Raw genomic sequence first — 18,128 nt, 5'->3', positions numbered from 1 at the left:
GTTAGTAATATATTATTATGTTTCTCGATTATGCACAGGTTAATGTTCAAGCGGGGCGCGGTGGTGATGGCCGGGCTTCGTTTCATCGTACGCGTCATAATCCTAAGGGTGGCCCAGATGGTGGTGATGGTGGGCGCGGTGGTGATGTGGTAGTGCAAGCTAGCCACAATAGCTCAACACTGTCCGATTACCGAGTTAAAAAACTCTGGAAAGCTGAGGCTGGTGTAGCTGGTGGGCCAAATAAACGTTCAGGTAAAAATGGACAAGATTTTACCCTTATTGTGCCTCCAGGTACGATTATTCGTCATGGTGATGATGTGGTTGCTGATCTTACCGAAGACGGCCAGACGGCCATTGTTGCGCGGGGTGGCAATGGTGGTCGAGGTAATACGCATTTTGTAAGCTCTACCTACCAGGCGCCAAAATTTGCTGAGTTAGGTTTGCCGGGAGGTACTGCTGAGTTGGTGTTTGAGCTAAAACTTATTGCGGATGTTGGTTTGGTGGGGCTACCCAATGCTGGAAAATCAACACTATTATCAGTTGTTAGTTCAGCCCGCCCCAAAATTGCCGATTACGCATTTACTACGTTGACGCCCAATCTCGGTGTGGTGCGATTTCACGACCGTGAACTGGTTTTCGCTGATATTCCAGGATTGATTGAAGGGGCTTCAGAAGGGAAGGGTCTGGGTGATGCATTCTTGCGCCATGTTGAGCGAACTCGAGCTTTGGTGCATTTAGTGGATGCTACAGATGTGAATATCGCTAAAAGTTACACAACGATCCGCAAGGAGCTAGCAGGCTATTCGGATAAGCTGGCTAAAAAACCGGTTGTAGTGGCTCTATCAAAGGCAAGTTATTTGACTGAAGATGAGCTTAAGGTGAAGCGCAGACAGTTGGCACAAGTAGCTGGTGTGGCGCAGAAAAATGTCGTCGTTATTTCTGCTCAAGAACATCGAGGGGTTGATGATTTGCTTAATGCCGTTACGCATTGCATTAATGCCGCTCAGCCCGAAGAGGAGGTTATTGAAGAGCAGATTATCGATGTGCCAGTTGAGTCGGTGGTAGATTGGTATTTGGAACCCGAAGCCGATGATCGATTTGTATTAAAAGGTGTGGTGGCTGATCGTTGGATTGGGCGAACGAATTTCAGCCAAGATCAAGCGGTGGAGCGTCTGCGCCGAGCCATGAGTCGAGCTGGCGTATTTCGTCGACTAAAACAGCTTGGTGCACCAGAAGGTAAAACTACAATTGTAGTTGGAGATAGTGAGCTGACGTGGTAGATTTTGAAGTAAATAATATCAAAATAACCTGTCATGCTAGCCCAGATTTGTTTAGTCCTAAAGGTTTAGATCGTGGCACACGGTTGCTTTTGGAGCAACTTTCAGATATTGAATATACTAACGCGCTCGACTGGGGCTGTGGCTGGGGCGCCATGGCACTGTGGTTGGCAGCCAATAGGCCCGAAGCAACTGTAATTGGCCTCGATAGTGATATTGGCGCAGTTAGGGTGGCACAAAAGAATATTGCATTGAATAAGTTAAAAAACTTAATGATAGTAGCCAGCCATGGTTTTGATGATGTGGATACAAAAGAGACCAATTTAATTGTCAGTAACCCACCGACGCACCGTGGCCGGGAAGTGGTGGAAAATATGATCTCTGAGAGTCATGGACGTCTTGAGCGGGGAGGCACTTTGATGATTGTCGTTGAGGCTCGTCTTAAGCCTTGGGTGCAACGAAGCCTGCAGTCTGCCTTTAAAAACTATCAGGTGGTGGCTCGGACCAATAAGCATGTTGTATTGTCAGCGAGCAGGCAATAGTTCATCAAGTATAGGAATTGTATAGTAATTGGGAAAGTGCTTATTAATAGTTTTAGCAATTGACTTATTGTGAGTAAAGATATATTATGCGATAGTTTTTGTACCCCATAGGAAAGAGCACCATTGGCACCTATAAAAGGTTTCCTGGCCGTCCGTGTCACCAAGACCTATCGGACGGTGCGAGAGATTCGCCCCGACGCCACAGCTTGCGCAGAGTGCGGTGCGGTTGGTCGAACTCTGTACGACTATGAGAACAGCCCGCTCACCAAGCCACCAGCATTCTGTAATAAGGATTGCTGGATGGGTTACCGATTGAAGGACAATTTGCGCTTGCCAACTGCCGTCGATGAGGCGCCAGTCTCGAAGCAGAAGCACGCGGATAGGCGCAAACCACGCAAGCGTCAACCACCGGGCAAGAAGCGGCCCGTTACGCACGGACATCTTTCGGCTGTCTCGTAGTAACTTGTGCCTCATCTCTCTTTAGAGGGGCGGGGCACTTATTAGTTGATATTTATAGTTAAGTTTGACAAAATAGAGCAGTTCTATGGAGGTGCCTCAGGCTCCTTATTTGGGGAGGATCATAATCATTTAATCTTTGGGGCTATAGCTCAAGTTGGCTGTCACGATGCTAGTCGTGCCTTAAAGCCCAAGCGCTCTAGCCAAAACAGTACGTTAGAACATTGATGTTATGATAGGGGTGCGTGATTATCTTGGGGCTATAGCTCAAGTTGGCTGTCACGATGCTAGTCGTGCCTTAAAGCCCAAGCGCTCTAGCCAAAACAGTACGTTAGAACATTGATGTTATGATAGGGGTGCGTGATTATCTTGGGGCTATAGCTCAGTTGGCTAGAGCGCTTGCATGGCATGCAAGAGGTCGGGAGTTCGAGTCTCCCTAGCTCCACCAGTAAGACACCAATAGAAACCCGACTTCTGGCATCTTTCAGAAGCTGTGGGACAGATAGTATTCAGTATGTAGGCCCTTTGCAAGGGTCTATTTTCGTCTTCGCAGTTCTTACATGCATTGTCAAGGTTTTGGGGCTATAGGCTATAATTGAATACATACATGAAAGAAGAGCCGATTCCTTTAGCGGCCAGTTCGCTACCGATGCTAGCAGAGAACCTGTTTCGCCAAGTCTTTGGCGAGAAGAAGTACTACGGCACTGCATCTGAATTCAATGATCCAATTCTCTTCCGAAAAGAGTGTCGAAAGCTACTGAGAAAATTCCGTAAGGATGTTCTTGCTCTGAATGCTAGTCAGCAGTTCATCGACTACCTAGAAGTCCAGCTTAGCTATATTGAGTCAACGCTCAAACAACTTAAGCTAACGGTAGATGAGAGGGTGGTGTTGATATTGCTCCTCAAGTTCGTTGCATCCTTACTTGGATACCAGCATCTGGCGGGACCTCGCCGAGAAGAGCCCTACTTTGTACCAAGCATATGGGCTGAACAGCGCGGCTGGGGGCGCCGTGATGAATTCTATGCGCGGATGAGTGTTGTTAATGAAAGGCGACAAGGACTTGTAGCTGAGCTTCTCGAAGAGGGATTCACGCTCTCTGAAACTGCTGAGATCCTAAATATATCTGGATACAAGGTGAGTCAACTGAACCAGCAGAAGCGTGCCGAGACTGCCTAGAAGAGTATAATTAGGCACAACTGCATATAAATAGGATAAGGAGGTGGTCCCGCATGAATCTTAAGGAGTCGAATAGGGAGTTCTTGTTGAATGACTTAAGGAGGCAGCTCATCGTACTTGACGATCTGATCGATCTTCGTGAGCAAATCGAAATTGTTGCACGGGTGCAGGAGAAATCTCATCCTGCAAAGCATCTTGCTGTGAGCTCGATACTCGACAATCTAACTTCGATAATGCGAGATGGTGCAGAGGCTGAATTCGTCGAGTGGAATTCATATCCAACTGGAAACGGCGCTCCAATATATGGGCACGATGAAGCACTTCAAGAGGTGGAGAATCTCGCGAAGTTGACTTCTGGTCACGGCGTGGAATCACTGCGCAGTGTCCTCTAGGCATGCTGAGTCGCTCCTCCATACAGTTGAGGGCAGCAGTTCGAGCTGGGTGGGCTTCCTATTGGTGACAGGTATCTACTCATTTTGGCAATAATGACTTAGAATTGAATTATGATAGACGTTTTGTCCATTGCAGAGTTCTGGTGGGGGCTTCTAATAGGGATACTTGCCACTGGGTTTGTTGTTGATCGCGTCCTCAAGAGTAACGCTAAGGAGCACAATCTTAGGAGAGCACGAGAAAAGGAAGAGAACGCGAGGCACGCAAAGGAATACTGGAGCAAAGTCGAAGAAGTGGCAGAGCTTGCAGAAGAAAACCGGAGACTCAAGGCGAGAATCAAGAAAGGGTGATAGTGCTACTGGTTCAGCCGTCTCTGGACCGTCGACGGTGGTCGTCCAAGTCTGGCTGCGATCTCCACGATCGTTAGGCCGGCAGCTCTGAGCTTCCTGGCCTCCGCCGTGGTCTCCTCGGTCCAGCCCTTGTGCTTCAGCTCGCCACCTCTACGTAAGTGTGCCATCACAGTGGAGCGGTGGATTTTGTAGCTGACCGCGAGATCCTTGATCTTCTCTCCGGCTCGGTATCGGGCCACGAGCTCTGCTGCCTCGCTTGACGACAAGTGCCGATGGCGAGATGAAGAGAGGGTATGTACCGCAGAACCACCCTCGACAGGCGATCCCTTCGCCCCGATCCATCTCACGTTCGTATTGAATCCGTTTATGGTTCGCTTTTCCAGATACAACTGTGACCGCGAAAGACGACCTAGTAGGTCCACCACCGAGACAACTTTAGAACCCCGGTCAACCAAGTGTTGGTCGGGGTTCTTGAGTTCCCGGCTACAAATTTGATGACCTTTTAGTTATATCTCTCTAAGTTATAATAATTACTATGCAGGCCTGGCTACGTAATTATTTATCAATGTATAGTCCTCAATTTATGGATGGCGTGAGTGTCTTGGCTTCTGAGGCGAGCTATGACAGAAAGAAATTTTTAAAGCAGTTACGATCCCTGTCTAATTTTAATAATTTAGTTAAGCCCGAACACACCAATAAGCCAGTAGATAGGCAGATAAGATTGGTTGGATGGTCGGTTCTACTAATTATTCTCATGACATCTACTGTGGTATTGGCATTTTTACGACTAAATTACGTGCAGATGTTAATAATAGCTATGGCAGTAGTGGGCCTTACGCCAATTATTATTTTACGAGTAGTCGCTTGGTGTCTGCCAAAGGCGCGTCGGGCTGGTAGATAGCAAATAAAGCAAGTTATACTATAGGGCATGCAAACAGGGGTGAGAGTAGGGGTATTGATTGGGGGTCCATCTCCCGAATATGAAGTGTCACGGGCGACGGCGGATAATATCTTATTGGCGCTGGAACAGTTAGGCTATATGATAAGGCCAATATTAGTGACACCGGACCAGAGCTGGTATGTCTATGCCAACCCCGAAGCTTATCGGGCTAATGAATACGATGAGGCTTTTGGCGTACGGGACGCTGTTGAGCGGCTACCTCATTTAATAGACGTGGCGATAATAGCCATGCATGGTAAATTTGGTGAGGATGGTGGTATTCAGCGCCTCTTAGATCAAGCGGGATTGCCCTATCAAGGGAGTGGCGTACGGGCTAGCCGACTGGCTTTTGATAAGCATGCTACCAGTCAAGTTTTGCGCCGATCTGGTATAGCGGTACCAGATTATACAATGATTGAACGGTCTCGCTGGGTAGCGGCCCGGGCGCGTATTATCAGGCAGTCAGTAGCAGCTTATGGCTTGCCGGTTATTATTAAGCCCAATGCAAGCGGTAGCTCAATTGGCGTATCGATAGCTCGCACGGTTAATGAGCTGACCGAAGCTCTGGAGCTGGCAAGCGCCAAATATGATCGGGTGATTGTGCAACAGTATGTAGCTGGCCATGAAGTTAGTTGTGGTATTTTAGAGCGTGATGGCACGACTATGGCGCTACCGCCAACATTGATTCGATATGCCAAAAAGAGCTTCTTTGATTACCGCGCAAAGTATACGGCTAAAGTTACGGAAGTGATTACACCAGCACCATTTTCTAGCTCAACCCAGAAGGCAATTATGCAGTATGCCTTTGGGGTGCATAAAATATTAAAGCTACAAGGGTACAGTCGGGTCGATATGATTTTGGCTCGACGTCGACTGTGGGTGCTGGAGGCGAATACGCTACCCGAGCTAACTAACCATAGTCTCTTTACGCAATCTGCCGCTGTGGCAGGTATAGATTTTAGCAGTTTAGTAAATGAGCTGGTTCAACATGCACTGACACGGCCAGAAGTGGTAGAATTATCTTAATGATAAAAAAGGTAGCGGGAAAAATTGTTGTACGGCAGTTGCGACGCTATGTGCAACGCCTTTTATCGGTACACAGCATAAAGGTTGTAATAGTAACAGGTACAGTTGGTAAAACTAGTACCAAGGTGGCGATTGGTAAAACCCTTGAAGCTGGTGGACATAAAGTTTGCTATTCAGAAGATAGTTATAATACCGAGTTTGGCGTGCCACTTGCATTATTTGGCTTGAAGGCACCAGATCGAATATCTAGTCCGGCGGCCTGGCGGGTGGTTTTTCAGCAGATCTCAGGCATGATTGATAATTACCCATATGATTTGGTGGTGCTAGAGATTGCTGAAGATGAACGAGCAATGATGATGCCGTGGGTGCGGTTGATGCAGCCAGAAATTGGTGTATTAACAGGGGTAAGTCCGGCGCATATGGAGCGTTTTAGTTCGCTCGATACACTGCGTGATGACGCGGTGGCGTTGGTGAGTGAGGCAAAGCAAGTTTTTTATAATGCTGATTTTTCTGAAGTGCGAGCTGTGATGGAGCGTCGCAAAGGAGCCGTAGCTTACGGAGTAGCCTACGGAGCGGTCAGATTTGATAATGTTGAGCGATTGCGTAGCGGTAAGTTGGTGGCTGAATTACATATTGGTAAAGAACACCAGACTGTACGGACCCAACTTATTGCACAACATAGCTTGAGTGCATTGCTGGGGTCGGCCTGTGTTGCTAGAGAGCTGGGTATGGATTTTGCAAAAATAGCCCTAGCCCTCGGTAAGATTGAGTCTCCGGTGGGGCGGATGCGCTTATTGGGTGCGGTTAATGGTGCCGCTATGATTGATGATTCATACAATTCAAGCCCCAAAGCCGTACAGGCAGGTCTTGATGCCCTTAAAGATATATCAGCCAAACGATACATCGCCGTGCTTGGCAGTATGAATGAGCTTGGTGTGGCATCGGCTGATTTACACCGTGAAGTAGGTCAGTATGTTGCTACAAAAAATATTGATATGCTCGTTACAGTTGGAAAGGTTGCCGGGCAATATATTGGTCCAGCCGCCGAAGATGCCGGTATGGATCGAGCTCATATTAAGCAGTTCCGCACTCCTTACGAGGCTGGACACTATCTTAAAAAACAGCTTACCAAGGGAGATCTGGTCTTTATAAAAGGTTCACAAAATGGTGTCTTTACTGAAGAAACGAGCCGTATTCTTTTGGCGCCTGGCTTACTGCCCGCTAAAGAGCTGGCACGACAGTCTAAGGCTTGGAAGCGTAAAAAGAAAAAGAGTTTTAGTTTATGAACGACACAAAAATAAATATTCATCATAGTTGGCAAGAAAATCCTGAACTTCTACACGTGCAGCTTATGGAACCTCGTCAGCGTTGTGGGTTGGCTTGTTTAGAGATGATTATTGAATCCCAGCTTGGTCACCATGTGATGGCGTCTGAGATTTTTCGGCGAGCTGAGAGTTATGGGGCGATTAATAGTCATAATGACTGGTGGCATCCCGGCCAAGTAAGGGTACTGACTAGCTACGGGCTAGTGGCTTGGCGCCGAAATTGGACTGCTCCATCACAAGACTCGACATTTTTTGAAGATAACGAAGGGTATGACTCTGCACAAATGACAGCTGTCAATTATCAGATTAATATGGAGTCGGACCGTCGTTCGCTGGCGGATAAATTCTTGTTGTCATTGCACGATTCCTTAGAGTTAGGTAACCCGGTAATTGTGAGTGTAAAGTCGGGCTTTTCTGATAATAAAGAAAATCATCAAGTGGTGATTTCTGGCTATCGCGCGCAAGATAGGGTATTTTTTGTGCATGACCCCGTGCAAAGATCGGGGCCGACTACTGTACCTGATCATTATTTGGTAGAGTACGCAAATTTTTGGGCAATTTTTAGTTACCACGCCTAGATGTTCTATGGTAGAGCGCAATACACAATGGGGAGAATACTATGAACATCACCAAGGAAGGGCTCCGCGACCAGAACTGATGCAGCTTTTGGATGCGATGCGACAGGATGGGGAGTCGTTTGAGGGCAAAACTGCGTTGGAGATTGGCACCGGTAACATGATAGAGACCAAAGCACTGTTAGACGCTGGTTTTGGACATGTAATTGCAACCGACATAACAGATGGTGCGGAAAACGCAGCAGCATCTTTACAGCTGGATGTGAACGATTTTGGGCATGATGTTGAGCGCCTGGAGTTTCTAAAAGTTGCGAACGAAGAACTTGCGGCTCACCTAGAACACGAGTCGATAGATCTAGCTGTCGCCTATTTGAGCCTGCAATTCACTCCACCCGAAGATTTTGCCCGTTTATGGGTGGTACTTAGAGAATCTCTAAAGCCGGGTGGGAAACTATCGGTTATTTTGATTGGCAATCGTGACGACTGGGCTCGAAAAACTTTGGCTGACGGTTCACGCGCCTATAAGAAGATGAACTTTCATAGCAGGGAAGATATAGAAAAATTACTGACTGATTTTGATAGTATTCAGGTTCGTGAAGAAGAGGAGGATGGTAAAACCCACGATGGCGTGGCTAAACATTGGCATACTTTCTATGTGGAAGCCCAAAAGCCAAACACCGTGTAAGCCTCGATTTACTCCTGATAATCAGGTATAATTGCGCCCATGAGTAAGGCAAGCTATGATCCACGAGCCACTGAGGCTAAATGGCGAGCAGTGTGGGAAAAGTCTGGCATATACAAAACGTCCAAGGACCCAAAATCACCATTTTATAATCTGGTGATGTTTCCATACCCGTCGGGCAATTTGCATGTTGGGCACTGGTATAATTTTGCACCGGCCGATACGTTGGGCCGGTTTGAGCGGATGCGCGGTAAAGATGTATTGCAACCCTTGGGTTACGATGCTTTTGGCTTGCCAGCTGAGAATGCAGCTATTAAAAACGGTATTCCTGCCGACGAGTGGACCGATAAAAATACCGCTAGCTTTCATGATCAATACAAGATTTTGGGTGGAATGTATGACTTGGATCGTATCATTAATACTTCTAAGCCCGATTATTATAAGTGGACGCAGTGGCTTTTCTTGAAGCTTTATCACGCCGGCAAGGCTGTTCGTCGAGATGGGGTGGTGAATTGGTGTCCGAGCTGCCAGACCGTGCTTGCTAATGAGCAAGTTGTACATGGTGAATGTGAGCGTTGCGGTACAAAAGTGGAGCGTAAGAATTTAAAGCAGTGGTATCTTACTATTACCGACTACGCCGATAGACTTCTAGAAGATTTGGATGAATTAGATTGGCCAGAGCGAGTCTGCCAACAGCAACGTAACTGGATTGGTCGTAGTGCTGGTGCGCATCTAGAATTTAAGGTCTATGGTGCAGATGGTACGCTGGAGGTATTTACTACTCGACCAGATACAATTTTTGGATCAACTTTTATGGTGGTGGCGCCAGAACATCCATTGGTGGCAGACCTAATAACTGAAGAACAGCGCTCCGAAGTTGAAAAATACCAACAATGGGCCGGTACTCGCACCGATGTTGACCGTATGGAGGCCAAGGAAAAGACTGGTGTCTTTACCGGTGGCTATGTGGTTAATCCGGCTAATGCCGAAAAAATTCCAGTTTGGGTGGCAGATTATGTCTTAATGGGCTATGGCACTGGGGCTATCATGGCGGTCCCGGCTCATGATGAGCGTGACCATGCTTTTGCTAAGAAGTATAATTTGCAGATTATCGAGGTAATTACCAATCAAGATAAGGCATCCGAGCCTTACGCCGGTGATGGTGTGATGCAAAATTCGGGCCAGTTTGATGGCCTCAAAAGCCCAGAAGCTAAGAAAAAGATTGTGGAGTGGCTTCATAAGGGGGGTTTTGGAAAGGCCACAACTAATTACCGTTTGCGTGACTGGCTAATCTCACGTCAGCGCTATTGGGGCGCTCCGATTCCGATTATTTACTGCGAAGAATGTGGCGTGGTACCAGTTCCTGAAGATCAGCTCCCGGTTGTCTTGCCGTTGGGGCAGGAGTTTGATAAGTCTGGTCGCTCGCCTCTACACACTCATCCAGATTACGTGAAGGCCACTTGCCCCAAGTGTGGCAATACCAATGCTCGTCGCGAAACCGACACGATGGATACTTTTGTTGATTCAAGCTGGTACTTCTTACGCTATCCAAATACACAGTATCAAGATGGTGCATTCGATCCAGAAGCAGTTAAGACCTGGTTGCCAGTCGATCGCTACATGGGTGGGGTGGAGCATGCTATTCTGCACTTGCTGTACGCGCGCTTTATCGCTAAGTTTTTGTATGATGCTGGCTTAATAGATTTTCAGGAGCCGTTTACCAAGCTAATTAATCAGGGTATGATTCTCGGTCCGGATGGTAATAAGATGAGCAAATCTAAAGGTAATGTGATAGACCCGATGCAGTATGTCGAAAAATACGGCGCTGATGCGGTGCGTCTGTACCTGATGTTTATGGGGCCGTGGGAAGATGGTGGGCCGTGGGATCCGCAACGGTTTGAGGGGACATACCGCTTTTTGCAGAAAGTTTATGGCACAATTTCGGCTCAATATGAACCCAATGTTATTGACGCCACGAGTGAGACAGCACTCGATACGTCCCTACATAAGCTGGTCAAAAAAATTACTGAGGATCTAGAGAGTACTCGATTTAATACTGCCATTGCCTCGATGATGGAGTACATCACCCTACTCACTAAGGTTCAGCGAGCGAGCGATGTTTCGGTTGAGCTTTGGCGTGAGCATGTGCAAACATTCGTCCGCCTTTTGGCGCCCTTTGCGCCATTTTTGGCCGAAGAATTATGGCAGGAGTTGGGTGAAGAGGAAAGTGTACATCTGGAAGCTTGGCCTACTTTTGATGAAGCTAAAACTCGTGATGAATTAGTAACAATTGCAGTGCAGGTAAATGGCAAGTTGCGCGGTGAGTTTGTGATGGAGGCAGGTAAGTTACCTGGTGCTATAGAGGATCAGGCGCGTGGTCTAGATGCCGAGCATAACTGGACGCATGGCTTGCAGGTCATCAAAGTTATTGTGGTGCCGGATAGGTTAGTCAACTTTGTAACCGCTCATTAAGGGGTGGATGTTAAATCTCCTTGACAAAAAACTAGCTTTTTGCTATAAATAGCGGGTTATTGCACCATGCAGTATCTGACGACCCATTAGGAGGTCAGCTATGCCCATAACCGAAGAGTCTCGCAAGACCGAGCGCCAGAGCACTACGCTTCGCCCACTCGATGAAGGTAGCAAGGGCCACCGAGTCTGGTGGATCAGCGGTGTGGTTGCAGGAGTCTTTGTGATCCTTGCTATCTTTATGCTGATTCAGGCCGATTCCCCGACGGTTAACACTGCCGAGGACATCGGCAAGGTCTACGACCACGCCATCATCCTGCAGGCGCGGGAGGGCGACAGTCTTGAGAGCGCCGCACTGGCGGTGTTCCCGAACACACTCATTGAAGCACGAGTACGAGAGGACAGTCTCTCGGATGAGGCCAAATCTCTCGAGCTCGCCCGGTACCAGACTGAATGGGTGCGTCTGTCACGCCTCCTGACGGGTACCACTGGCACATCCCTGGTTGATGGTGAATTCCTCGCCGTTCCAGCCAAGGCCGACGAGCCTGGCGCCATCAAGTCCAGCCGAGTCTCCACGGAGATCCGGCAGCTCACCGAAGAGGCGCAACAGTCTGTCGCCGGCGACTGAGCCACCTTCTGTTGCTGACCCTTGACAGGGTCGGTAACCCGCCCGCGTGCTTTCCTCCCCCAGGAGAGAGCACGCGGGTATTTTTAATTAAGCATTTCTTCAAAATGTTGACAAAAATTGACAACGTAAGTATAATAAGTTTATGCAAATCGCAAATCTTGCCAAAAAACTTGAAGCCGTTGGCCTAACTGAAAAGCAGGCTAAAGTGTATGTTGCAGCTCTCTTCTTGGGGCCGGCAGCTGTTCAGCGTATTGCCGAACAAGCTGAAGTAAATCGTGCGACTACTTATGTTATTTTGGCTGAACTTGCCGATATTGGACTAGTTTCCGAGGCTACTGAAGGTAAAAAGGCCGTATTCGTAGCTGAACCACCCGAGGCGATTGATCGTTACCTTGGAGTGATGGAGAAAGAAATTGACTCTCGTAAAAGTCAGCTCAAGGGTGTGATGAAAGAGCTTAATGAAGTAAATCGATCGGAAATTGCTGATGATGCCCCGGTAGTACGGTTCTTTAAGGGGCCAGAGGCAATTCTGGCGCTTAGCTCATATCTTAAGCGCAAAGCTAAGCCTAATGAAGTCGTGTATGGCATGACAAATCTAGATGAACTAGATAAAATCGCTCCTGATCATACGGAATCAAACGCACTGAAGCGAAAAAGGAAGCAGATTACTGGAAAAGGTTTTTACTCTGGGTCGAGAGAGCTAAAGAGTGATCCAGAATCTCTAAGAGAAACTATTCGTTTATCAGAAGATGTAAAAGCTGATCTTAACCTCTATGAAGATCGAGCTAGTATTGTCACCTATTCCGGAGATCAGCCGGTGGGGATTGTGATTGAGGGTCGTGAGTTGGTGTCGGTATTGCGACAGCTTTTTGAGCTGGCCTGGAATAAGCATCAGAAATAAATGTTGATAAACATTGACAAATAATTAGAATCTAAGTATAATGCAAGCGTTGCTAGTGAAGGCTAGCGGAGATTATCTCTCTGTGGTGCTGGAACTTAGGTGTGGAGGATGTTACTCTGTCATCTGTCTGCTATTAGCGGGCGCAACACGACCCGAAAGGGGAAGCTATGGGTGAGTTTACCTGAAATCACCCTCTGTGGCTAAACGCCGAAAATCATTTGCAACCTGTGCCCGACCTGCGTCTCGTCTATAGTTGCGAATGATTGCATCCCAAAAGCCTGCTCGGCAAAACGGGGGTGCTTGCTCTAAAAACCAGAGTCCGATGACGTAATGATTCGGAGTGTGGCGAGGAGCAAAACAGTTAAAAGTCAAAACGAGCGAAGGGGCGACCCCGCAGTACGTGGGGTCGCCCCAAAACATCTACCATAAGCAAATTTAAGTAAGACCCAATGTGGGTCTTTTTCTATATATATTTACAAAAAAATAAAGTAAATTTTAGGGTAAAAAGCTAAAAAATGTATAAAATATATAAAAAATGACAAATAGTATTGACAAAAAATATATTTTCTGCTAAACTCAGCTTTAGTTATAAATTCTTCATAGATTTTTTAACAGAACCTTTATTTTATACCTGGTGCTCATAGTTTTGGATCGCTCTTATTCCTCTCATGCGGTTCAGGCCTATGAGCACCACCACCAACCATCTCGATTTCGAAAACCTCTTCAGCGATGATGCGGTCGAGCAGATGCTCGGCATGATCCTCGTGGCTGAAGACCTCGATGGTGAGAGTCTCGAGGCGATCATCAAGCACCATCTGGTGTCGGTCGCCGCGATGGTCTACAGTGACCTCGAGGAGTTCGACATGCCCGAAGACCACCGTGGCTTGGCCATGCTGATTCTCGGCTACAAGGTCGGTTTTCAAGCCGGCCACCTCGATGGCCACCTGTGTGTGGCAAGCGAGGAGTCAACCAACTCGGAGTTCGAAGTGCCGGGCTACTTGTAGCCCGAGCAAACTCCATTCCATTCCAACGACACCTTGAAAGGAGGTGAAATGGCAGGAGGTTACACCCGTCGCTGTGCTCCGCGTCCTCCGGCTGCTGGCCGGATCGCAGAGCTTGATCGGAGTGACTGGCTGGTCGAGGTGATCTCGACCGGGGAGGTGTTGATCGTCACAGGTCATACCTACATCGAGCTCTGCGATGAGCTCGACCAGACCCACCCGGGCGATTGGGAGCTGTGGGATCGCGAGTAGCGGTTCTGCGGGGCGTGTGGTAGCGCCTGGCAACAGAAGCTTATTGGAGGGAAAAAGAATCCGAAAAGCATAACCCGAGTATGGCACTCGTAAAAGGCCCGTAATTCCAGGGGGAAGCTCCTTGGGGCTGGAGAGAACCGGCCGTCACTAAACTCTGACAAGAAAGTCATAAAAATCGAGCCAGTGAGATGTGGCTTTGTAAGCGCTTGGCGCAGCTCACACCCCATCAAAAGGCAGTACAGCTGCTTTTAGTGGGGGCAGTCCTGGAGTGTGTACTCCAGCTGATGAGTCCTGTAAGGACGAAACTGCTTTAAAAACCCCGACAATCCCACGCTGGCTGTTATGCCACATGAGCGTATGTGCGTATTGTTTTGACCTTTTTAAACCAACACACATCAGTTTTTAGTTCTTTAAAACCTGGGAGTTTATACTTCCAGCGCGGTGCCAAAATATGGCCTCGCGCCGGGAGTATAAAGCTTCCAGATTACAAGGGCATTGAAAACCTGCCTCTTCTTGGGGAGTGAGTAGGTGTCCTGCTATGTGGAGGCGTCTCCACCTAGCAAATTCGCTAACCGTTGACCCGCATAGTAATGCGGGGGCCTTTTGAAGCGAGAGCTACGCACCAGCGTCCTCGAGTGAGATTGGCTGAACCCTAATCTGGGCTTCTGGGAGATAAAATTGGTAAAACTGCGCCTGCGTCGAGTAACGGCGACACCCAAAAGGGTGACCTCGAGAGAGGTGGGTAGTTAACAAAGGCAGAAAAGGGGACCCCAACGGTTATAATGTGACGTTGTCCTCCCCTTTGGTTGAGCTCGGTGAAAGAGCTCAATTCCATGACAGGACGACGTCAAGCTCGCGCGACTTTCATTACCTTCCTCTCTCAAAAAAGATGGAAGTCGCTGTGCCGGGTGTGCCGCTTGTGGTTTTGTTAGGCTTCGGCCTTAACCGCTTGCGACCGCACTGTGGGGTAATAGCGCCCCGGCAATCTCGCAGCCTATGTGCTGCACTCCCCAGAACCTTCGGGTTCTGGGGCTCACCAAAGTTCATGATATTCGTGAGTTTTGGTGGGGAGTCTCCCCGCGGGCCAACGCAGCCTGGATCGTCGTGAGGTGATACAAAATGCGCAAGATCCTCGTGATCGCCCTGTCCCTGACCATCTTCGTGGCTCTCGCGGGCTGCGGCAACGCAGCCAACATGACTGCCGACTTCCCGTGTGACTACTCGGCGCAGGTCGACGAGTTCACCACCGGTGACTACGACCCCATGCTGGGTGACGTCATCGATGCCACCTACCCCGACTGGTACGCCAGCTCCTTGACCGCCTTCATGGGCGAAGGAGACTACCGTTCCGAGTGGGGTCGCCTGATCCTGGCTCGCAACGGACTCTCCAAGGAGAGCCAGATCGAGCCCGGCTCGAGCATCAAGATTCCCGCGCGCTGCGAGGATCTCGGTGGTGAGGACAAGTCTTCGGACTGATCCCCACCCCTCCTAGAGTTCCTTTGGGGGCTTTAGGAGGGTCCCAACCATAGTATTTGAATGAAGTTTCGAATATTGTGGCTGGGACCAATCCCAGCACCTTCAAATAGATGTGAATCGAGTAAGTCGATTCCCTGAGCCGAAAGGCAGATCATGTCCGACAAGATCTACGTCCTCACCCACGAAGAGGTGGGTGGCGAGGAAGAGGATCGTGGCTTCGTCCGCATTCTCGGGGTCCACACGGATCTCCTCATGCTCCACGTCAGGATCCCCGTTGAGGGGTTCGTGGCGCTGGATGCCAGTGATTGGAGTCTGCCTGAGGGCATGTACCCCAATCCGGTCGAGCGCTACGTCATCCGTAGCTTCGATGCGGAGCTTGGTCTGCCGACCGACTCCATTCCGGCCCAGTTCTGTCGTGTGCAGGACTTGGTCGACAACGGCTACTGCGTGTAGCCACTCTTCTGGGGCCGATCGGTTTCGACAGAGGGAATAAGACTTACTATTGCGACTCGAGTTGCTCAGACTCGTAAAACGGAGCACCCAAAATAATCGCCGCCTAACACGCCCGATTATTGTCACTCGTACCATGTGCGCAGAAGGACGGAGCCAATTCACCGCAGCTTGGCAACAGAAGCGGAGAATGACGGTCGGAACAGACGACTGACGATCGCGAAAGAGTGATTGACATCACGCAATAGACGCGACGAGTTCGGCAGTATTGCCGATTGGCAACCCAGTTAGCCAAGCGTGAGCGTTACACGCAAAATCTTGGGAATAGTCGTAGCAGGGTAAGAATTTACCTTCTGGACGGGGGTTCGATTCCCCCCGGCTCCACGTCGGACAGCACTAAAGGGTCTGCAGAGATTCGCCGTAGGGCAAATCTCTGCGAAGACTCTGGCGCACTGTCCTCCTCTCCCGTCCAAAAGCTTTGGTTTTTGGACGGGGCAACTTCTTTACAAATCTCAATCAAAGTAAGTAAATTTTATTTATTCTGATTGGGAAAAGTGCAAAGTTGCGCTAATCTCAAAGCCATGTATGAGCAAAAGGCTCGTACCCGAACCTTGCTAAGGAAGCATATGCCTTTCCTCGTCAGTATTCGTATCTCGGGCGATGACGTCCGAGGTTCCGAGCTGGTTCACCAGTTCGATCCACATTTGGAAGCTCTGCTAGAGAATTTGCGCTCGGTTCCGGGCGTGGAAGTGGAGTGCTTCATGTCGCAAGAGAAGGACTTCGTGGCGGTAGATACCGCGCAATCCTTCACATCGAAACCTCGCATCAACGACAATCCAATTCCACTCTCGTCGGCGGTCAACGGACTAATCTACGCTAAGCTTGGTCGATTTGGCTTCACGACACTAAATCAGCTGGCCTGGATGTCGCGGCGGGAGATCGGCTACATCGTCGGTATCGCGAAGAAGAGCCTCGATATCATTGAGGAGCAGTTGGGTGCGTACGAGTTGGAGTTCTTGCCAGATGGGATGTCGCTTAGTCAGCGCGATTGGGAGTTCCTTCCGGTCCGAGCGCTGATCCTCACGCGCTTCCTCCCCGAGAGCATCTTTCCCCGTAGGATAGATTGCAAACTCGAGCTCGGGCGATATCTGAACTTTAGCGATGAGCGGATCGCCGGCATGCTTGGCGACATCAATCGCGCTGTGGTTCCCTCGCCGTATTTCGAGGAAGTCAAGAAGCATCGTGAGTTTATCTCACGAGTCCGTTTGTTGGTCAGCTAATAGTTGACCGGTGAACACCAAGCCCCCACAGTGTGTGGGGGTGTTTTTATTGAATTCTGGCAATATACAAAAATACCTCGGACAACTTGTGTTGCCCGAGGGTGAGGATATTAGCAGTGCGGAGTCCACGACTGATATTTGACGTATGTCGATGGCATGTAGTAGTAGCCACCGTTGTCGAAGATCTGGATCCAGAACCAGCGTCGACCACCGTGATCGAACCAGCACAGCATGTACAGCTTGGTGTTGGGTGCCGACCAGTGGTGGATATTTGCGAAAGGTGCGTAGTAATTCGGTGCCCAACCGTTGGTTCGCGAGATGGGCCTGCCACCTGCTGAAGCCGTCTGAGTTGAGATGAACGATCCACCGAGCAAGCTGGCCAGGATAGCCAGAGTTACGATGAGTCGCCTCTTGCTTGTTGTCTTGGTGTTCACTTTGACCCCTCAAGGTAAATTCGCCATTATTTTGGCGACCCAGTTAGCCTGGATGCTATCTGGGAGCCTAATCTTAGCGTTATGGTTTTAGATTGTCAATAGGATTGTCGGGTATTTATTGAGGCGCAGGAGCTTATCTGGAGCTTTTATTGCCAAATTGTCTCTAATCTGTTACAATTACCTTCGAACATGCGTTAAAAGGCATTCGAAGTACTGTTAGTACTTTATAGGATTCTAAAGCTACATGTGCCACTGTCTTCGTTTGCCACATACGCGTGAAAATATCTTTAAAATTACAGGAGAAAGATCGAAATATGGCAGTACCAAAGAAGCGTACTTCTAAGGCCACCAAAGGTCAACGTCGTAGTCATGATGCCCTGAAAGCCGGACAGCTAGTGACAGAGCCGACTAGTGGGCTAGTAATTCCGCGCCGATTTTATCGAGCCGCCCAAAAAGGGGTCGCCAGACTGGCCGGAAGACGCTAAACTAATACATAA

The 18,128-nt window shown here is 48.8% G+C and carries 21 protein-coding genes, 1 tRNA gene and 1 other RNA gene; 22 read left to right on the top strand and 1 reads right to left on the bottom strand.

What is annotated here, in order from left to right; all coding sequences use genetic code 11:
• Window positions 1-14: 14 nt before the first annotated feature.
• The 7 genes from obgE (at window position 15) to IPM44_03425 (ending at window position 4,192) form a co-directional block, all read left to right on the top strand.
• A complete protein-coding gene (obgE, locus tag IPM44_03455; protein ID QQS27375.1) occupies window positions 15-1,280 on the top strand; it encodes a GTPase ObgE in 1,266 nt (421 codons plus the stop codon).
• Window positions 1,274-1,819 carry a methyltransferase gene (locus IPM44_03450; GenBank protein ID QQS26749.1) on the top strand — a complete coding sequence of 182 codons (546 nt, stop codon included), beginning with the start codon at window positions 1,274-1,276 and terminating at the stop codon, window positions 1,817-1,819. Before obgE ends, IPM44_03450 begins: the two co-directional genes overlap by 7 nt.
• Before the next feature lie 123 nt (window positions 1,820-1,942).
• Window positions 1,943-2,278, top strand: a complete 336-nt coding sequence (locus IPM44_03445) for a hypothetical protein (GenBank protein QQS26748.1) — start codon at window positions 1,943-1,945, stop codon at window positions 2,276-2,278.
• Between the two features lie 368 nt (window positions 2,279-2,646).
• Window positions 2,647-2,723: transfer RNA gene (locus tag IPM44_03440), tRNA-Ala, on the top strand.
• A gap of 159 nt (window positions 2,724-2,882) precedes the next feature.
• On the top strand, window positions 2,883-3,452 hold the full coding sequence (locus IPM44_03435; protein QQS26747.1) for a hypothetical protein: 570 nt from the start codon (window positions 2,883-2,885) through the stop codon (window positions 3,450-3,452).
• Window positions 3,453-3,505: 53 nt separating this feature from the next.
• Window positions 3,506-3,844, top strand: a complete 339-nt coding sequence (locus tag IPM44_03430; GenBank protein ID QQS26746.1) for a hypothetical protein — start codon at window positions 3,506-3,508, stop codon at window positions 3,842-3,844.
• 111 nt (window positions 3,845-3,955) lie between these two features.
• Window positions 3,956-4,192 carry a hypothetical protein gene (locus tag IPM44_03425; GenBank protein ID QQS26745.1) on the top strand — a complete coding sequence of 79 codons (237 nt, stop codon included), beginning with the start codon at window positions 3,956-3,958 and terminating at the stop codon, window positions 4,190-4,192.
• A 5-nt stretch (window positions 4,193-4,197) separates the two neighbouring features.
• On the opposite strand, the gene IPM44_03420 is transcribed toward IPM44_03425, so the two are convergent.
• Window positions 4,198-4,431, bottom strand: a complete 234-nt coding sequence (locus tag IPM44_03420) for a helix-turn-helix domain-containing protein (GenBank protein QQS26744.1) — start codon at window positions 4,429-4,431, stop codon at window positions 4,198-4,200.
• A 296-nt stretch (window positions 4,432-4,727) separates the two neighbouring features.
• On the opposite strand from IPM44_03420, the gene IPM44_03415 reads away from it, so the two are divergent.
• The 15 genes from IPM44_03415 to rpmF all read left to right on the top strand — a co-directional run bounded on the left by IPM44_03415 (window position 4,728) and on the right by rpmF (window position 18,116).
• On the top strand, window positions 4,728-5,093 hold the full coding sequence (locus IPM44_03415) for a hypothetical protein (GenBank protein QQS26743.1): 366 nt from the start codon (window positions 4,728-4,730) through the stop codon (window positions 5,091-5,093).
• A gap of 27 nt (window positions 5,094-5,120) precedes the next feature.
• Window positions 5,121-6,158, top strand: a complete 1,038-nt coding sequence (locus IPM44_03410) for a D-alanine--D-alanine ligase (protein QQS26742.1) — start codon at window positions 5,121-5,123, stop codon at window positions 6,156-6,158.
• Entirely contained in the window at window positions 6,158-7,444 is a 1,287-nt protein-coding gene (locus IPM44_03405) for a hypothetical protein (GenBank protein ID QQS26741.1), read from the top strand. Before IPM44_03410 ends, IPM44_03405 begins: the two co-directional genes overlap by 1 nt.
• Complete coding sequence (locus IPM44_03400) at window positions 7,441-8,061, top strand: C39 family peptidase (protein ID QQS26740.1); 621 nt, start codon at window positions 7,441-7,443, stop codon at window positions 8,059-8,061. Before IPM44_03405 ends, IPM44_03400 begins: the two co-directional genes overlap by 4 nt.
• Before the next feature lie 7 nt (window positions 8,062-8,068).
• Entirely contained in the window at window positions 8,069-8,743 is a 675-nt protein-coding gene (locus IPM44_03395; GenBank protein ID QQS26739.1) for a methyltransferase domain-containing protein, read from the top strand.
• Window positions 8,744-8,782: 39 nt separating this feature from the next.
• On the top strand, window positions 8,783-11,212 hold the full coding sequence (locus IPM44_03390) for a leucine--tRNA ligase (GenBank protein QQS26738.1): 2,430 nt from the start codon (window positions 8,783-8,785) through the stop codon (window positions 11,210-11,212).
• A 100-nt stretch (window positions 11,213-11,312) separates the two neighbouring features.
• On the top strand, window positions 11,313-11,837 hold the full coding sequence (locus IPM44_03385; GenBank protein QQS26737.1) for a hypothetical protein: 525 nt from the start codon (window positions 11,313-11,315) through the stop codon (window positions 11,835-11,837).
• A gap of 142 nt (window positions 11,838-11,979) precedes the next feature.
• Window positions 11,980-12,738 (top strand): hypothetical protein, encoded by a 759-nt coding sequence (locus tag IPM44_03380; protein ID QQS26736.1) that lies wholly within the window; start codon window positions 11,980-11,982, stop codon window positions 12,736-12,738.
• 683 nt (window positions 12,739-13,421) lie between these two features.
• A complete protein-coding gene (locus IPM44_03375) occupies window positions 13,422-13,742 on the top strand; it encodes a hypothetical protein (protein ID QQS26735.1) in 321 nt (106 codons plus the stop codon).
• Between the two features lie 48 nt (window positions 13,743-13,790).
• Window positions 13,791-13,991, top strand: a complete 201-nt coding sequence (locus tag IPM44_03370) for a hypothetical protein (protein ID QQS26734.1) — start codon at window positions 13,791-13,793, stop codon at window positions 13,989-13,991.
• Between the two features lie 1,119 nt (window positions 13,992-15,110).
• Window positions 15,111-15,467, top strand: coding sequence for a hypothetical protein (locus IPM44_03365; protein QQS26733.1), 357 nt, complete (start codon window positions 15,111-15,113; stop codon window positions 15,465-15,467).
• A gap of 153 nt (window positions 15,468-15,620) precedes the next feature.
• Entirely contained in the window at window positions 15,621-15,920 is a 300-nt protein-coding gene (locus IPM44_03360; GenBank protein QQS26732.1) for a hypothetical protein, read from the top strand.
• A gap of 10 nt (window positions 15,921-15,930) precedes the next feature.
• Window positions 15,931-16,304, top strand: a transfer-messenger RNA (tmRNA) gene (gene ssrA, locus IPM44_03355).
• Between the two features lie 239 nt (window positions 16,305-16,543).
• A complete protein-coding gene (locus IPM44_03350; protein QQS26731.1) occupies window positions 16,544-17,197 on the top strand; it encodes a hypothetical protein in 654 nt (217 codons plus the stop codon).
• A 748-nt stretch (window positions 17,198-17,945) separates the two neighbouring features.
• A complete protein-coding gene (gene rpmF, locus IPM44_03345) occupies window positions 17,946-18,116 on the top strand; it encodes a 50S ribosomal protein L32 (GenBank protein QQS26730.1) in 171 nt (56 codons plus the stop codon).
• Window positions 18,117-18,128: the final 12 nt, after the last annotated feature.

The organism is bacterium (genome assembly GCA_016700035.1).
Classification (GTDB): Bacteria; Patescibacteriota; Saccharimonadia; order CAILAD01.
Note: the sequence above shows the minus strand (reverse complement) of the source record. Positions and strands in the feature narration are given on the sequence as shown.

Coding starts and splice junctions, on each gene's coding strand:
- IPM44_03425 (QQS26745.1), top strand. CDS start 3,956: ATGATAGACGTTTTGTCCATTGCAGAGTTCTGGTGGGGGCTTCTAATA.
- IPM44_03405 (QQS26741.1), top strand. CDS start 6,158: ATGATAAAAAAGGTAGCGGGAAAAATTGTTGTACGGCAGTTGCGACGC.
- rpmF (QQS26730.1), top strand. CDS start 17,946: ATGGCAGTACCAAAGAAGCGTACTTCTAAGGCCACCAAAGGTCAACGT.
- IPM44_03395 (QQS26739.1), top strand. CDS start 8,069: ATGGTAGAGCGCAATACACAATGGGGAGAATACTATGAACATCACCAA.
- IPM44_03415 (QQS26743.1), top strand. CDS start 4,728: ATGCAGGCCTGGCTACGTAATTATTTATCAATGTATAGTCCTCAATTT.
- IPM44_03400 (QQS26740.1), top strand. CDS start 7,441: ATGAACGACACAAAAATAAATATTCATCATAGTTGGCAAGAAAATCCT.
- IPM44_03430 (QQS26746.1), top strand. CDS start 3,506: ATGAATCTTAAGGAGTCGAATAGGGAGTTCTTGTTGAATGACTTAAGG.
- IPM44_03390 (QQS26738.1), top strand. CDS start 8,783: ATGAGTAAGGCAAGCTATGATCCACGAGCCACTGAGGCTAAATGGCGA.
- IPM44_03365 (QQS26733.1), top strand. CDS start 15,111: ATGCGCAAGATCCTCGTGATCGCCCTGTCCCTGACCATCTTCGTGGCT.
- IPM44_03380 (QQS26736.1), top strand. CDS start 11,980: ATGCAAATCGCAAATCTTGCCAAAAAACTTGAAGCCGTTGGCCTAACT.
- IPM44_03350 (QQS26731.1), top strand. CDS start 16,544: ATGCCTTTCCTCGTCAGTATTCGTATCTCGGGCGATGACGTCCGAGGT.
- IPM44_03370 (QQS26734.1), top strand. CDS start 13,791: ATGGCAGGAGGTTACACCCGTCGCTGTGCTCCGCGTCCTCCGGCTGCT.
- IPM44_03410 (QQS26742.1), top strand. CDS start 5,121: ATGCAAACAGGGGTGAGAGTAGGGGTATTGATTGGGGGTCCATCTCCC.
- IPM44_03375 (QQS26735.1), top strand. CDS start 13,422: ATGAGCACCACCACCAACCATCTCGATTTCGAAAACCTCTTCAGCGAT.
- IPM44_03435 (QQS26747.1), top strand. CDS start 2,883: ATGAAAGAAGAGCCGATTCCTTTAGCGGCCAGTTCGCTACCGATGCTA.
- IPM44_03385 (QQS26737.1), top strand. CDS start 11,313: ATGCCCATAACCGAAGAGTCTCGCAAGACCGAGCGCCAGAGCACTACG.
- IPM44_03360 (QQS26732.1), top strand. CDS start 15,621: ATGTCCGACAAGATCTACGTCCTCACCCACGAAGAGGTGGGTGGCGAG.